The following is a 14,360-nucleotide window of genomic DNA, read 5'->3' as shown; positions in this document are numbered from 1 at the left end:
TCCTAACCTGCCAATTCTTCGATGACCGCGACGACGCTGGCGGTGGCGTCCGGCTTGGAGAGCGCGCGCGCCTTTTCCGCCATCACCAGGCAATCGGTGCGGTTGCTCTGTTCCAGCAGCGCGGCCAGATGCGCTGCGGTCAATTCGGTTTGCGGCAACAGCCTGCCGGCGCCCGCCTCGGCGAGAAAACGCGCGTTGCCGGTCTGGTGGTCGTCCACCGCGTGCGGGAACGGCACCAGTACGCTGGCGACGCCGACGCAGGCGAGCTCCGATACGGTGAGCGCGCCGGCACGGCACAGCACCAGATCCGCCTCGGCGTACGCCGCGGCCATGTCGGCGATGAAGGCGACGCATTCGGCGTCGACCCCAGCCGCGGCGTAATTGGCCTTGAGCGCGTCGATATGCTTCTCGCCTGCCTGATGGATCACCTGCGGCCGGCGCTCGGGCGGCAACAGCGCCAGCGCCTTGGGCACCTGTTCGTTGAATACCTGGGCGCCGAGGCTGCCACCGACCACCAGCAGCCTGAACGGGCCGGAGCGCGCGCCGTAGCGCTCGGCCGGCGGTGCCACGCGGGTGATTTCGCCACGCACCGGATTGCCGACATAGCCTTCGCTGCGCTTCGGAAAAGCGCCGGGGAAGGCATAGAGCACGCGGTTGGCGATGCGCGCCAGCGTCTTGTTGGTAAGGCCGGCGACCGAGTTCTGCTCGTGGATCACCAGTGGCAACCACATCAACCGCATCGCCAGACCGCCCGGAAAACCGGTAAAGCCGCCGAAACCGATGGCTACGTCCGGCCGGTGGCGGAAAATCACGTTCAAGGCACCCAGAAGCGCCTTCAGCTGCACCCACGGCTGGATCAGTTGGGTGACGATGCCCTTGCCGCGCACACCGGCTATGGCCAGCGTTTCGAGCGGGATATCGTGCTGCGGCACAAGGCGGGTTTCCATCGCGCCCTTGGCACCCAGCCAGACCACGTCCCAGCCGCGCTCGCGCACCGCCTGGGCAACGGCCAGCGCCGGGAAGATATGGCCGCCGGTACCGCCGGCCATCACGAGCAAGGTGCGGCGGCTCATGTCGTGAACCCCCGCAGTGCTTGCCGGTTCTCGTAGTCGACGCGCAGCAGCACACCAATGGTGATGAGGTTGGCGAGGATGCCCGAGCCGCCGAACGACAGCAGCGGCAGCGTCAGCCCCTTGGTCGGCAACAGGCCCATGTTCACGCCGATATTGATCACCGACTGCACGCCGAACCAGATGCCGATGCCCTGCGCCACCAGCGCCTGGTAGGTGCGATCGAGCTTGGCGGCCTGCACGCCGATCATGAAAGCCCGGAACACGATGAAGGCGAACAGGCAGACCACCAGCGCCACGCCGACGAAGCCCAGTTCCTCGGCGATGATGGCCATCAGGAAATCGGTATGCGCCTCGGGCAGGTAGGACAGCTTCTCGACGCTGGCGCCCAACCCCACGCCGGTCCATTCGCCGCGACCGAAGGCGATCAGCGAGTGGCTCAACTGGTAGCCCTTGCCGTACGGATCCTGCCACGGATCGAGGAAACCCAGCACCCGCTGCATGCGGTAGGGCGAGCTGACGACGAGTCCGACAAAGCCAAGCGCAAGCAAGCCGATCAGGCCCGCGAACAACCGCCAGTCGAATCCGCCGAGGAATAGCAGGCCAACGGCGATGGCGGTGATCACAGCGAAGGCGCCGAAATCGGGCTCCAGCAGCAAGAGGCCGCCGACGACCAGCATCACCACCAGCATGGGCAACAGGCCCTTGGTGATGCTGGAGACGAAATCGCCGCCCATGAATGCCGCCTTGCGCACCGTGTAGTCGGCGGCGTACAGCACGACGATGAACTTCATCAGTTCCGACGGCTGCAGATTGATCACGTACAGCGATAGCCAGCGGCGGCTGCCATTCACCTCGCGGCCGTGTATCAGCACCAACACCAGCAGCGCCACGCCGATGATGAACAGCAGCGGCGCATATTGCTGCCAGGTCTTGGTCGGGATATTGAACGCGACAAATCCGGCGGTCAGGCCGATCACCAGGAAGATGCCGTGACGGATCAGGAAGTAGGTCGAGCGAAAGCCCGTGTCCTTGTCGACCTCGGCCATGGCGATCGACGCCGAGTAGACCATCACCAGGCCGAAACAGACGAGCAGCAGCACCGCCCAGGTGAGCGCGACATCGTAGGCGCTCATGCTGGGGCGGACGCGGCTCAGGGCCTGGTAGAAGAGCTGCTTCATGCTGGCAGCGCCTTCACCGCGGCGATGAACACTTCGGCGCGGTGATGGTAGTTACGGAACATGTCGAGGCTGGCACAGGCCGGCGAGAGCAGCACCACGTCGCCGGCCTCGGCTAGGTTGGCCGCCATCTGCACCGCCATTTCCAGCGTCGGTAGTTCCAGCGCCGGCAGAAAGTTCTCGCCGTCGCCATCGTCAGCGATATAGGTCGACGTGGCCTCCGCCAGTACCTCGGCGATCTGCGGGCCGTCGCGGCCGATCAAGAGCACGGCGCGGCAAATGCGCTCGCACGCGGGCAGCAGCGGCGAGAAATCCTGGCCCTTGCCGTCGCCACCGGCGATCAGCACCACCGGCCGGGTCATGCCGCGCAGCGCGGCTTCGGTCGCGCCGACATTGGTGCCCTTGGAATCATCGTAGTAATCGACGCCATGGCGGCTGGCGACGAATTCGACCCGGTGCGGCAGGCCCTTGAATGCCTTGAGCGCGGCCACCAGCGGCGGCAGCGGCAGGCCGACGGCGCGGCACAGCGCGATCGCGGACAGTGCGTTCGCCGCATTGTGCAGACCGGCGATGGGCAGCTCGCTTGCCAGCATCAGCGTGGCGTCGCCCAGGCGCAGCGCGTAATCGCGCCCGACGGCGACAAGGCCGTATTCATCGGCGCGACGCGGCGCGTCCTGGCCGAAACGGATCACGTGGCGGCCGGGCAAACCCATTTCGCGACTGTATTCGTCCTCGCGGTTCAGCACCTGTGCGCCATTGCCGCTGAAGATGCGCGCCTTGGCGGCGGCGTACTCCTTCATCCCGGCGTAGCGGTCGAGGTGATCCTCGGAAACGTTCAGCACGGTGGCCGCATCGGCGGCGAGCGAATTCGTCGTTTCCAGCTGGAAGCTGGAGAGTTCGAGCACGTAGACGTCGGCGTCGGGCGATTCGGTCAACGCGTCGAGCACCGGCAAGCCGATATTGCCGGCGACCACAGTCTTCAGGCCCGCGGTGACGCACATCTGGCCGACCATGCTGGTCACCGTCGACTTGCCGTTCGAACCGGTGATCGCGATCACACGCGGCTGCTTGCCTGCCGCGCGCTTGACGGCGATCTCGCGCGCGAACAATTCGACGTCGCCCACGGCGGGCACGCCGCGCAGCACGGTGGCGGCGATCGCCGGCGTGGCCAGCGCCACGCCGGGGCTGACCACCAGGACGTCGGCGTCCATGAAGGTCTGCGCCGAAAAGGCGCCCACGCGCAGCTCGGCCTGCGGCGCGGCGGCCTTGAGCTCCTCGACATTGGGGGGGGCGTCGCGGCTGTCGGCCACCGTCACGCGCGCACCGCGCGCGGCCAGCCAGCGGGCGGCGGAAAGACCGGTATCCCCGAGGCCAACAACGATGGTGTGTAATCCTGCCAGTTTCATGTTTCTACCCATGCTCAACGCAGCTTCAGGGTGGCGAGCCCGGCCATCACCAGCAGCATGGTGATGATCCAGAAGCGCACCACCACCTGCGTTTCCTTCCAGCCCTTGAGTTCGTAGTGGTGGTGCAGCGGCGCCATGCGAAACACCCGCTTGCCCGTCATCTTGAAGCTGGCCACCTGGATCATCACCGACAGCGCCTCAACCACGAACACGCCGCCCATGATCAGGAGCACGATTTCCTGGCGCACGATCACCGCCACGGTACCGAGGCCTGCGCCCAGCGCCAACGCGCCGACGTCGCCCATGAACACTTCGGCCGGATAGGCGTTGAACCACAGAAAGCCCAGGCCCGCGCCGCCCATGGCCGCACAGAAGATCATGAGTTCGCCCGCGCCCGGCACGTGCGGCACGCCCAGGTACTTGGAGAACACGGCGTTGCCGGCCACGTAGGCGAAAATGCAGAAGGCGCCCGACACCAGCACCGTCGGCATGATTGCGAGGCCGTCGAGGCCATCGGTGAGGTTGACCGCGTTGCTGGTGCCGACGATGACGAAATAGGTCAGCACACAGAAGCCGATCGCGCCGAAGGGATAGAGGATTTCCTTGAAGAACGGCACCACGAAACCGGTCTGTGCCGGATCCTTGGCGAACCAAGTGAGGAACAGCCCGGCGCCGATGGCGATCAGCGACTGCCAGAACATCTTGGCGCGGGCAGAAAGCCCCTTGGGGTTCTTCAGCGCGACCTTCTTGTAGTCATCGATGAAGCCGATCACGCCGGTCGCCAGCGTCACCGCCAGCGTGAGCCATACATATTTGTTGGTTAGATCGCCCCACAGCAGCGTGGTCAGGCCGATGGCGAGTAGGATCAGCGTGCCACCCATGGTGGGGGTGCCGGCCTTGACCAGATGCGTTTGCGGGCCGTCGTTGCGCACGGCCTGACCCACCTTGAGCTCGGTCAGCTTCTGGATCACCCAAGGGCCGAGCAGCCAGGAAATGGCCAGCGCCGTCATCACCGACAGCACTGCGCGCAGCGTGAGGTAGCTGAATACATTGAAGGCGCGGACCGATTCACCGAGCCAGTCGAATAGCCACAGCAGCATCTCAGTTGCCCTCCACCAGCGCGTCGACCACGCGTTCCATCTTCATGAAGCGCGACCCTTTCACCAGCACGGTGCTCTGCGGCGTGATCGCGGCACGCAACGCGGTGAGCAATGCAAGCAAGTTGTCCGGCACGTCCGAGTAATGGATGGCGCCTTCGCCATAGGCCTTCGCGGCATGGCGCATTTGCTCGCCGACGGTAAAGAGCTTGCCGACGCCACGCTTGCGGGCGTAGGCGCCCACTTCGGCGTGCAGCGCGGCGACGTTCTCGCCAACCTCGCCGATATCGCCCAGCACCAGCACGGTGTCGCCGCCGCTGGCGACCAGCACGTCGATCGCCGCCTTCATCGAATCGGGGTTGGCGTTGTAGCTGTCGTCGATCAAGCGCGCGCCGTTGGCGGCACGCTTCATCTGCAGCCGGCCCTTCACGCCCTGGTATTGACCCAGCGCAGCGGCAATGGCTGGCACCGGATAGCCCAAGGCATAGGCAACGGCGGCGGCGGCGAGCGCATTGCGCACGTTGTGCAGGCCCGGTACCGGCAGGCTGGCCGGCGCGTCATCGAGCGGCAGATCGAGAATGAACTCGCTGGCTTCCATGCCGAGCACGATTTCGCGCGCGCCCACTTCGGCGGCATTCACGCCGAAAGTGATCTGCTTGCGGCCGGCAGCAAGCTGGCTCCATAGCGCGGCGTATTCGTCGTCGGCGTTGATGATGGCGATGCCACCATCACCCAGCCCGCCGAAGATCTCGCCCTTGGCACGCGCCACACCCTCGACCGAACCCAGCGCTTCCAGATGCGCGCTGGCGGCGTTGTTGATCAGCGCCACGTCGGGGGCCGCCAGGCGGGTCAGGTAATCGATCTCGCCCACGTGGTTCATGCCCATCTCGACCACGGCATAGCGGTGCGGTGCGCGCAGCGACAGCAGCGTCAGCGGCACGCCGATGTGATTGTTCAGGTTGCCCTGCGTAGCCAGCACGGCGTCGCTGCCCGCCAGTTCGCGCAGCACGGTGGCGGTCATTTCCTTGACCGTGGTCTTGCCGTTGCTGCCGGTGATGGCGATCACGACGGGATCGAGCCTGTGGCGCCAGTAGGCGGCCAGCCGGCCCAGTGCGGCCAGCGTATCGGGGACGACGAGCTCACTGGCTGCGCCGGTGGCATGATCGACCACGGCGGCGGCGGCACCGGCCGCCAGCGCGCCGGCCACATAGTCGTGGCCGTCGAACCGATCGCCCTTGAGGGCGACGAACAAATCCCCCGGCCGCACGTCGCGGCTGTCGGTGGTGACCCGGTCGAACACCAGGTCGGCATTGCCGGCCAGGTTTGCTTCCAGCGCCAGCGCGGTTTCGCGTAGCGTCAACATCATGGCTTCTTCCTTTCCAGCACGGCGCGCGCCTCTTCGACATCGTCGAAGTGATGGCGTACGCCGGCAATTTCCTGATAGTTCTCGTGTCCCTTGCCGGCGATCAGCACCACGTCGCCGGGTTGCGCCAACTCGATGGTGTGGGCGATCGCCTCGCGGCGGTCCGATTCGACCGAGTAATCGGCCAAGCCGGACCCGGTGGCACCGGCCACGCCAGCGACGATATCGTCGATGATCCGCTGCGGGCTCTCGCCGCGCGGGTTGTCGCTGGTGATGACCACGGTGTTGGCGAGCTCGCAGGCGATGTGGCCCATCAACGGGCGCTTGCCGCGATCACGATCGCCGCCGCAGCCGAATATGCAATAGAGCCGACCCTGGCTGCCCATGGCGTCGCGCAGGGTGGTAAGCGCCTTTTCCAGCGCATCGGGCGTGTGGGCGTAGTCGACCACCACCAGCGGTTGCTCGCCGCCACCCAGCCGCTGCATGCGCCCCGGTGCCGATTCGACACCTGCCAGCACGCGCACCGCGGCATCGAGCGGCACATCGGCCGCCAGCAGCGCGGCAAGGCAGGCGAGCAGGTTGTAGGCGTTGAAGCGGCCAATCAGCGGCGACACCAGCGTGGCGGCGCCGTACGGCGTTGCCACATCCAGCGTCAGCCCAGCGAGCGAGCTCTCGATGCGCGTGGCGCGTACATCGCCGCGCTCGATGCCGTAGCCGAGCACCTTGGGCAACTGCACGCGGCCGAGCAGCTCGGCGCCAAAGGGATCGTCGGCATTGATCACTGCCGCCTTGAGCCCTTCCCATTCGAACAGCTTGGCCTTCTCGGCGCCGTAGGCTTCCATCGTGCCGTGGTAGTCGAGGTGATCGCGCGTCAGGTTGGTGAAGATGGCCACATCGATCGCCACGCCGTGCGCCCGCGCCTGTGCAAGGCCGTGCGAGCTCACTTCCATCGCCACCACCTGCACGTCGATGTCGACGAAGCCGGCCAGCCAGCCTTGCAGCGCCACCGGATCGAGCGTGGTATGCGTCGAGGGCACCAGCGAGGGGTAGATGCCGTTGCCCAGCGTGCCAAGCACGCCGACCTTGCGGTGCAGCGCCGTGTAGCACTGGGCCAGCCAGTTGGCGATCGAGGTCTTGCCATTGGTGCCCGTCACGCCGAACACCGTCAGCGCGCGCGACGGATTGCCCAGCAGATGGGCCGCGACGATGCCGGCCTGGGCACGCAGTTGCGAAATCTCCAGATTGGGCACGGTCCAGGCCGGGTCCCAGGCGTAGCCTTCGGCCTCCCACAGCACGGCGCCGGCACCGTTGGCGATGGCGGCCGCGATATAGGCACGACCGTCGGCATACTCGCCGGGAAAGGCGAGGAACAGGTCGCCTGGCTTCACGCGACGGCTGTCGACCGCCAGATGGCGGCCCGCACCGATCGCATCGATGGTGGCAAAGTCGAGCGCGGGCAAGGCCCAAGAACGCGGCTTCATGTCTCTTCCCTCACTTCCGGCTCGTCCGGGCCAGGCAGCAGGATATTGTCGGTAGGGGCATCGGGCGGCACACCCAGCATGCGCAGGCTGCCTGCCACCACGGCGGAGAACGCCGGGCTGGCCACGGTGCCGCCGTAATAGGATTCACCACGTGGCTCATCGATCATCACGGCAACGATCAGGCGCGGGTCGGACACCGGCGCAAAGCCGACAAAGGAGCCGACGTAGCGCTTCTCGGTGTAATCGCCCGCCGCGGACAGCTTCTTGGCTGTGCCGGTCTTGCCGGCGACGCGGTAACCGACCACCTGGGCGCGGGTGCCGGTGCCGCCCGGCTGGGTGGCCTTTTCCATCATCAACCGCACTTCGCGCGCGATCGCCGGATCGAACACGCGCTTGCCCGGCGGCGGCGCGACCAGTTTGGTAAAGGTGATCGGGCGGATTTCGCCATCGGTGGCGAACACCTGGTAGGCCCGCGCCATCTGCATCAGGCTGACCGACAGGCCATAGCCATACGACATTGTCGCCTGCTCGACCGGGCGCCAGGTCTTCCAAGCCCGCAGCCGACCCGAGGCCTCGCCCGGAAAGCCGGTACGCGGCGGCTGGCCGAAACCGATGGCGTTATAGTAGGTCCACAGGTATTCGCGATCGAGCTGCAGCCCGATGCGCGCGGTGCCGACATTGGACGACTTCACCAACACGCCCTCGACCGACAGCGGGCCGTAGCCGTGGGTGTCCTTGATCACGAAACCGGCCATGCCCATGGCGCCGGCGCCGGTATCGATCACCGTCGAGGGCTTGAACTTGCCGGACTCCAGCGCGGTGGCGATGGTGATGGGCTTCATCGTCGAGCCCGGCTCGTACAGGTCGGTCACTGCCCGGTTACGCCGGCGCGCCGGATCGATGCGGGCGCGGCTGTTGGGGTTGTACGACGGCACATTGGCGAGTGCCAGTACCTCGCCGGTGCGCGCATCGAGCACGACGATACCGCCGCCCAGCGCGTTATTGGTTTCGACCGCATGCTTGAGCTCGCGATAGGCGAGGTACTGGATGCGCCGATCGATCGATAGCGTCAGCGTTTCGCCGTCCTTGGGCGGGATCACCGTCGAGATGTCCTCGACGATGAAGCCACGCCGGTCGCGGATCACGGTACGGCTGCCAGGCTTGCCGGAGAGCTGCTCCTGGCGGGTGAGTTCGAAGCCTTCCTGGCCGCGACCGTCGATATTGGTAAAGCCGATGACGTGGGCGGTGACGTCGCCCGCCGGGTAGAAGCGGCGGAACTCGGTCTGCGCATAGATGCCGGGCAGGTTGAGATCGAGTACCTTCTTGGCATCCTGCGGCGCCATATGCCGGCGCAGCCAGACGAAATCTGGCTGCGCCGTCTTGCCCTCGGCGCCCTTGCGGCTGGCTCCCAGGCGCACCGCGACGGCCTTGGCTGGCATGTCGAGTAGCTTGGCGAGCTTGGCAACCTCGTCGACCGACATCGGCACCGGGTCTTTCTCGTCCTTGGGCTCCCAGCCGTTCGGGCGCCGCTGCCCAGACGGCAACAGCTTGATCGAACGCGGGCTGGCCCAGATCGATTGCACCGGGGTCGAAATCGCCAGCGGGTCGCCGTTGCGATCGGTGATCATGCCGCGGTTGGCTTCCAGCTTGAGCGTGCGCGCATAACGGGCTTCACCCTGCTGCTGCAGGAAGCCTTCGTTGAGGATCTGCAGGTAGAAGCCGCGCGCGATCAGCGCGCCGAACAACGCCATCAGGCCACCGACGATGAACCAGACGCGCCAGCGCTCCAGCTTCAGTTGCTGGGCATAGCGCTGGCGGGCACGGGTGTTGGGCGGCGCGTGCATCAGTGATCCGCCGCGGAGTCGTCAGACAGCTTGGGTTTGGCCACCGCCTGACCGCGCGGCAGGATCACCTGCGTGCGGTTGTTGCTCGGCAGCTGCATCCCCAGCTTCTGCGTTGCTTCCTGCTCGATGCGCGAGTGCATCGCCCAGGTGCTCTGTTCCAGCTGCAGCTGGCCCCATTCGACATCGAGCTTGCGCGTGTGCGCCGCCTCGTTCTGCAGTTCGGCGTAGAGCTTGCGCGACTTGTGCTGGCTGGTGACGACCGACATCGCGCTCAGCAGCAACAGCAGCAGCAAAAAGAGATTGAGGCGGATCATCGCGCCGCCTCCGTTTTTTCCGCCGCCCGCAGGATCGCGCTGCGCGCGCGCGGGTTGTCGCCGACCTCCTCGGCACTGGCCCTGACGGGCTTGCCGAGGATACGCAGCGGAGGCGGGGGCAGCTCGGCCGCCCGTATCGGCAGCCGGTCCGGCAGATCGGACTTGCTCGCATCCTGCATGAAGCGCTTGACGATGCGATCTTCGAGCGAGTGGAAGGCGATGACGGACAATCGCCCACCCGGCACCAGCAGCCGGAGCGCCTGCGGCAGGATCAGCGACAGTTCCTCAAGCTCCCGATTGACGAAAATCCGTAGAGCTTGGAAGGTACGCGTCGCCGGGTCCTGACCCGGCTCGCGGGTGCGGACAGCACCTGCCACGAGCGTGGCAAGTTCCCGCGTCGTTGCGATAGGCTGTTCGAGCCGACGCGCAGCAATCGCTGCTGCAACCTGTTTAGCAAACCGCTCTTCGCCATAGTCACGTATCACCTCGGCAATGTCTTGTTGATCGGCCGTATTGAGCCATTCGGCGGCGGTGATGCCGCGGGTAGTATCCATGCGCATGTCGAGCGGCGCATCGAACCGGAAACTGAAGCCACGACTACCGTCATCGAGCTGGGGCGAGCTGACGCCCAGGTCGAGCAGCAAGCCGTTGATGGCGGTGACCCCGCGCTCCGCCAGCGCGTCACCCAGGCCAGCAAAGCCTTCGTGCACGATGGTGAAGCGCGGATCGGAAATGGTGGCGGCTTCGGCAATAGCAGCCGGATCCTTGTCGAAGGCAATCAGCCGGCCGCGCTCGCCCAACCTGGACAGGATGAGGCGCGAATGCCCGCCGCGGCCAAAAGTGCCATCGACGTAGCTGCCTTCGGGTTGGATTGCCAGGGCGTCGACCGCTTCGTGGAGCAACACGGTCTTGTGGACGAGGCTCACAGCGAAATGCCCTGCATCTGGCCGGCGAGCTCGGCCGGATCGATCGCCATCACGGCCGCGTTCTGCGCCGCCCACTTCGCTTCATCCCACAGCTCGAACTTGCTGCCCATGCCGACGAGGGCGATTTCCTTGTCGAGCCCGGCGATCTGCCGCAGCCGCGGCGAGATCAGCACGCGGCCGGCGGAATCGAGCTCGACCTCCTCGGCGTGGCCGACGATGAAGCGGCGGATGGGCATTTGCGCGCCGGTGAGCTGGTTGAGCTGGTCGCGCACCGGCAACCAGTCGGGTTCGGGATAGATCAACAGGCAGCCGGAGGGCTCGACGGTGATGACGAGGCGGCCAGCACAGCGGACGGACAGCAGTTCGCGATGCTTGGCCGGAATAGCCAAACGCCCCTTGCTGTCGAGGTTGAGAGACGCCACACCGCTGAACATGTTCTCCGTCTTCCTGGGTTGGGTTGTTTTCTACACTTCCACCCACTTTTTCCCACTACGCCCCACTATAGAGCAAAAAAAACGCCCTCACAAGGGGCGCGTTTGGAAAAATTGTTTTGATACAATCACTTAGAGAACTTCTTGTATTGCAAATTCCTGATACGCAAAACAAAATAAAATGAAGCAACAAGCACGCACTCTTAAAGTGCTACTTTAAGTGCCAACGCCCTCCTGAACTATCATGCTGCCCAAACTGCTCCGCCTTGCGCTCTATGGCCTCGTTGCCTGGGCAATGATCGCCCTCGTGCGCTCTTGGTTCAGGCCGCAACTGAAGGCTGAACTCGATCGCGGCATGCGTATCGCCTCCGGCGTGCTGCTGCTGGCAGCCGTCGGTGCGCTCGGCTGGCACCTGTCGCGCTAACGCCGCTCCGACGTCATAAACTGATCCCAGCACCGACCCATCAGCGGGCAGTGCTGCATTGGCACCCTCTGGGAGCACATGATGTCCAGACTGTTCACCCCCCCGGCCGCATCGCAGATCACGCCTGAAGCGATCTATCTGAATCGACGCCAGTTGATATTGGGCGCCAGCGGGCTCGCCGCTGCCGCAGTCTGGCCAGGCGCCATTGCGGCCCCGGCGCTGTCTGGCAAGGCCAGCCGCTACAGCACCACCGAAACACGCAACAGTTACGAGCAGATCACCAGCTACAACAACTACTACGAGTTCGGCACCGACAAGGACGAGCCGGCAAAAAATGCGCATACGCTCAAGCCACGGCCGTGGACTGTCGGCGTGGAAGGCGAATGCGAGAGCCCCAAGACCTTCGACATCGAAAAGCTATTGAAACTGGCGCCGTTGGAAGAGCGCGTCTACCGGCTGCGCTGCGTGGAAGGCTGGTCCATGGTCATCCCATGGGTCGGCTTCGAGCTCGGAGCGCTGCTTCGACAGGTAAAGCCGACTTCGAAAGCCAAATTCGTCGAATTCACCACGCTGGCCGACGCCGAGCAGATGCCAGGCATTAGCAGCCGCGTGCTCGACTGGCCCTATACCGAAGGCCTGCGCATCGACGAGGCCATGCATCCGCTGACGCTGCTCGCCCTCGGTCTCTACGGCAAGTTGCTGCCCAACCAGAATGGCGCGCCCATCCGGCTGGTGGTGCCATGGAAATATGGATTCAAGAGTGCCAAGTCCATCGTGCGCATCCGCCTCGTGGAAAAACAGCCGGCAACCGCCTGGAACAAGGCCGCGCCGCAGGAGTATGGCTTTTACTCCAACGTGAATCCTGCAGTCGACCATCCGCGCTGGAGCCAGGCCAATGAGCGGCGCATAGGCGAATTCCTGCGGCGCAAAACGCTACCTTACAATGGCTACGGTGAGCTGGTCGCCTCCCTTTACCGAGGCATGGATCTGAAGCGCTTTTACTGACCATTGATCAGCTTCTGGACAGAAAATCAGGCAGGGCGGGATTTTGTACCTCCGCTGGTCGCATGGATACTTGACTCCATGCCACTTGCGCGCTTGCAGCGTAAGCTGCCGTAACGGTTGTTTTTTGGCGACTAGCGGATGCAATTAGGGGAGTTCTGCTTTCGTGAAAGCGGCCGTTGCGGTAAAAGTGGCGGTCCAAGACACATCGGGGGTGAAGCATGCTGGACGTGGTTTTCCGCAAGACGGATCTAGGCACAGAGGAAGTGCGCGGGCGTAGCCACGCGCTGTCGCCCAAACTGCGCCAGCTCTTGATCATGATCGATGGCAAAACGCCGGTGAACCAGCTGGCACTGCAGCTGCCCGAGAAGGAAATGGTGCACCGGCTGATGGAGCTGGAATGGGATGGCTTCATCGAGCGCGTCGGCGGCGTTTCGGCCGGCGGTGCGGTCTCGTCACCCAAGCCTGCACCCGCGCCTGCGCCCGCAGCCTCGCCGTCGGCGCCGGTCAGCCTTGGCGGCGTGACGATCAGCGCGGGCCAGGTCGCCCGCATCCGCAACATCCTCTACATGAGCAACCAGAACCAGCTCTCCGGCGCGCTCGACGATCTGCTGAAGCAGCTCGACGGTCCGGTTGACAAGAGCGTGCTGGAAGCCGGTGTGACCCGCTGGCTCAACCTGATGCGCGAGCGCGGGCACGAGGCCACGGCACAGACCTATCTCGCGCAGATTCGCGCCGTACTCAAGGGTTGACCGGCGAGTCAGCGGCCCCCACCTTCATCACCGTCGCCAGCAAGGCCGCTTCCAGCACCGCCCAATCGGGCGGCGTTTCGCTGTCGACGATCACCTCGAAGCGGCTGTCGCGGCGGTATGCCGAAAGCGTCGCCCCCGGCATGCCATCGACCCAATCGAAGCGATACCAGTCGCGCTCGGTATGGAATACGCCCTTGGCGCGCGACAGGCCGATCAGTCCCAGCGTATCCGACGCGCCGAACGCCTCGAACAGGTCGGCCACGAGGTAGGACACGAATACCGTCTCCGGCGCGAACACCCAGCCGCAACTGTGCGAGCCAAGGCTGGATTGGCTCTTTCTGAGCGGATAGGCCGGCGCATCGCCCGCCTCGCCGTCCGGCTGCACAGCGCCCTTACGTCGCGTCGGTGCCAGCGCATGGGCGTCAGATCGCGGCGCAGCCGCACCCCAGCGGCGGGCATCGAGTTCCAGATCGAGCAGCACCGGATCGAACGCCCCCTGCGTCGCCTCGACCACGGCCGGCTTGGCCGGGTAGAGCGCCTGCGCCATCTGCCGGGCGCGCTCCAGTTCTACATGGCTGGCCAGATCGATCTTGTTCAGCACCACCACATCGGCCAGTTCCAGCTGGGCCCGCCAGGTTTCATGCGAGGTGTAGCGTGCATCGTCGAGGTGACGCGGATCGAGCAGCGTGACCACGGCGCGCAGCTCGAATGCTTTGGCCAGCATGGGCTCGCGCAGCAGATCGACGATACCGGCCGGATGACCGAGCCCCGAAGGCTCGATCAGAATGCGGTCGGGTCGGCGGGCCTTGACGATGCGGCCCAGCGCGGTACGCAGCATGGGGCTGGTGGTGCAGCAGATGCAGCCGCCTGGCACTTCGGCCACGTCCAGATTGCCCCCCGAGGCCGACAAGGTCGCACCATCGATGCCCACTTCGCCAAATTCGTTGACGACAACGGCCCAGTATTCGTCCGCGGGCTTGTTCGCCAGCAGCTTCATGAGCGCCGTGGTCTTGCCGACGCCAAGGAAGCCGGTAACGAGATTGACCGGAATGCGGGCAGGCGTATTCATGGG

14 protein-coding genes are annotated in these 14,360 nt (G+C 65.3%); 3 read left to right on the top strand and 11 right to left on the bottom strand.

Annotation, left to right across the window (positions count from 1 at the left end):
- Nucleotides 1-2: 2 nt before the first annotated feature.
- Genes murG through mraZ form a run of 10 tightly spaced genes read right to left on the bottom strand, consistent with a single transcriptional unit; the run spans nt 3 to nt 11,113 of the window.
- Nucleotides 3-1,073 (bottom strand): undecaprenyldiphospho-muramoylpentapeptide beta-N-acetylglucosaminyltransferase, encoded by a 1,071-nt coding sequence (murG, locus tag NLI84_RS04255; RefSeq protein WP_255988397.1) that lies wholly within the window; start codon nt 1,071-1,073, stop codon nt 3-5.
- Entirely contained in the window at nt 1,070-2,251 is a 1,182-nt protein-coding gene (gene ftsW / locus NLI84_RS04250) for a putative lipid II flippase FtsW (protein ID WP_255988396.1), read from the bottom strand. The genes murG and ftsW overlap by 4 nt, the downstream gene beginning before the upstream one ends.
- Nucleotides 2,248-3,654, bottom strand: coding sequence for a UDP-N-acetylmuramoyl-L-alanine--D-glutamate ligase (gene murD / locus NLI84_RS04245; protein WP_255988395.1), 1,407 nt, complete (start codon nt 3,652-3,654; stop codon nt 2,248-2,250). The genes ftsW and murD overlap by 4 nt, the downstream gene beginning before the upstream one ends.
- A 14-nt stretch (nt 3,655-3,668) precedes the next feature.
- The gene (mraY, locus tag NLI84_RS04240) at nt 3,669-4,754 is read right to left on the bottom strand and encodes a phospho-N-acetylmuramoyl-pentapeptide-transferase (RefSeq protein ID WP_255988394.1); all 1,086 of its coding nucleotides are present in this window, start codon (nt 4,752-4,754) and stop codon (nt 3,669-3,671) included.
- 1 nt (nt 4,755) lies between these two features.
- Nucleotides 4,756-6,117: a UDP-N-acetylmuramoyl-tripeptide--D-alanyl-D-alanine ligase gene (locus NLI84_RS04235; protein WP_255988393.1), complete on the bottom strand. Its 1,362-nt coding sequence runs from the start codon at nt 6,115-6,117 to the stop codon at nt 4,756-4,758.
- Complete coding sequence (locus NLI84_RS04230; RefSeq protein ID WP_255988392.1) at nt 6,114-7,595, bottom strand: UDP-N-acetylmuramoyl-L-alanyl-D-glutamate--2,6-diaminopimelate ligase; 1,482 nt, start codon at nt 7,593-7,595, stop codon at nt 6,114-6,116. The genes NLI84_RS04235 and NLI84_RS04230 overlap by 4 nt, the downstream gene beginning before the upstream one ends.
- Nucleotides 7,592-9,439 carry a peptidoglycan D,D-transpeptidase FtsI family protein gene (locus NLI84_RS04225; RefSeq protein WP_255988391.1) on the bottom strand — a complete coding sequence of 616 codons (1,848 nt, stop codon included), beginning with the start codon at nt 9,437-9,439 and terminating at the stop codon, nt 7,592-7,594. Before NLI84_RS04225 ends, NLI84_RS04230 begins: the two co-directional genes overlap by 4 nt.
- A complete protein-coding gene (gene ftsL / locus NLI84_RS04220; RefSeq protein ID WP_255988390.1) occupies nt 9,439-9,753 on the bottom strand; it encodes a cell division protein FtsL in 315 nt (104 codons plus the stop codon). The genes NLI84_RS04225 and ftsL overlap by 1 nt, the downstream gene beginning before the upstream one ends.
- Nucleotides 9,750-10,679, bottom strand: a complete 930-nt coding sequence (gene rsmH / locus NLI84_RS04215; RefSeq protein ID WP_255988389.1) for a 16S rRNA (cytosine(1402)-N(4))-methyltransferase RsmH — start codon at nt 10,677-10,679, stop codon at nt 9,750-9,752. The genes ftsL and rsmH overlap by 4 nt, the downstream gene beginning before the upstream one ends.
- Nucleotides 10,676-11,113: a division/cell wall cluster transcriptional repressor MraZ gene (gene mraZ / locus NLI84_RS04210; protein ID WP_255988388.1), complete on the bottom strand. Its 438-nt coding sequence runs from the start codon at nt 11,111-11,113 to the stop codon at nt 10,676-10,678. The genes rsmH and mraZ overlap by 4 nt, the downstream gene beginning before the upstream one ends.
- A 241-nt stretch (nt 11,114-11,354) precedes the next feature.
- Here mraZ and NLI84_RS04205 point away from each other — a divergent pair, with 241 nt between their 5' ends.
- The 3 genes from NLI84_RS04205 (at nt 11,355) to NLI84_RS04195 (ending at nt 13,288) form a co-directional block, all read left to right on the top strand.
- Complete coding sequence (locus NLI84_RS04205; RefSeq protein ID WP_255988387.1) at nt 11,355-11,534, top strand: protein MIGRI; 180 nt, start codon at nt 11,355-11,357, stop codon at nt 11,532-11,534.
- Between the two features lie 81 nt (nt 11,535-11,615).
- Entirely contained in the window at nt 11,616-12,539 is a 924-nt protein-coding gene (gene msrP / locus NLI84_RS04200; RefSeq protein ID WP_255988386.1) for a protein-methionine-sulfoxide reductase catalytic subunit MsrP, read from the top strand.
- Between the two features lie 218 nt (nt 12,540-12,757).
- Nucleotides 12,758-13,288, top strand: coding sequence for a hypothetical protein (locus NLI84_RS04195; RefSeq protein ID WP_255988385.1), 531 nt, complete (start codon nt 12,758-12,760; stop codon nt 13,286-13,288).
- Here NLI84_RS04195 and NLI84_RS04190 read toward each other — a convergent pair.
- The gene (locus NLI84_RS04190; RefSeq protein ID WP_255988384.1) at nt 13,278-14,357 is read right to left on the bottom strand and encodes a CobW family GTP-binding protein; all 1,080 of its coding nucleotides are present in this window, start codon (nt 14,355-14,357) and stop codon (nt 13,278-13,280) included. The two genes, NLI84_RS04195 and NLI84_RS04190, sit on opposite strands and share 11 nt — an antisense overlap.
- Between the last annotated feature and the right edge of the window lie 3 nt (nt 14,358-14,360).

The sequence above is a fragment of the Chitinolyticbacter albus genome (assembly GCF_024437655.1).
GTDB lineage: Bacteria > Pseudomonadota > Gammaproteobacteria > Burkholderiales > Chitinibacteraceae > Chitinolyticbacter > Chitinolyticbacter albus.
The sequence above is the reverse complement of the archived record's forward strand: the minus strand, read 5'-3'. Positions and strand labels throughout refer to the sequence as shown.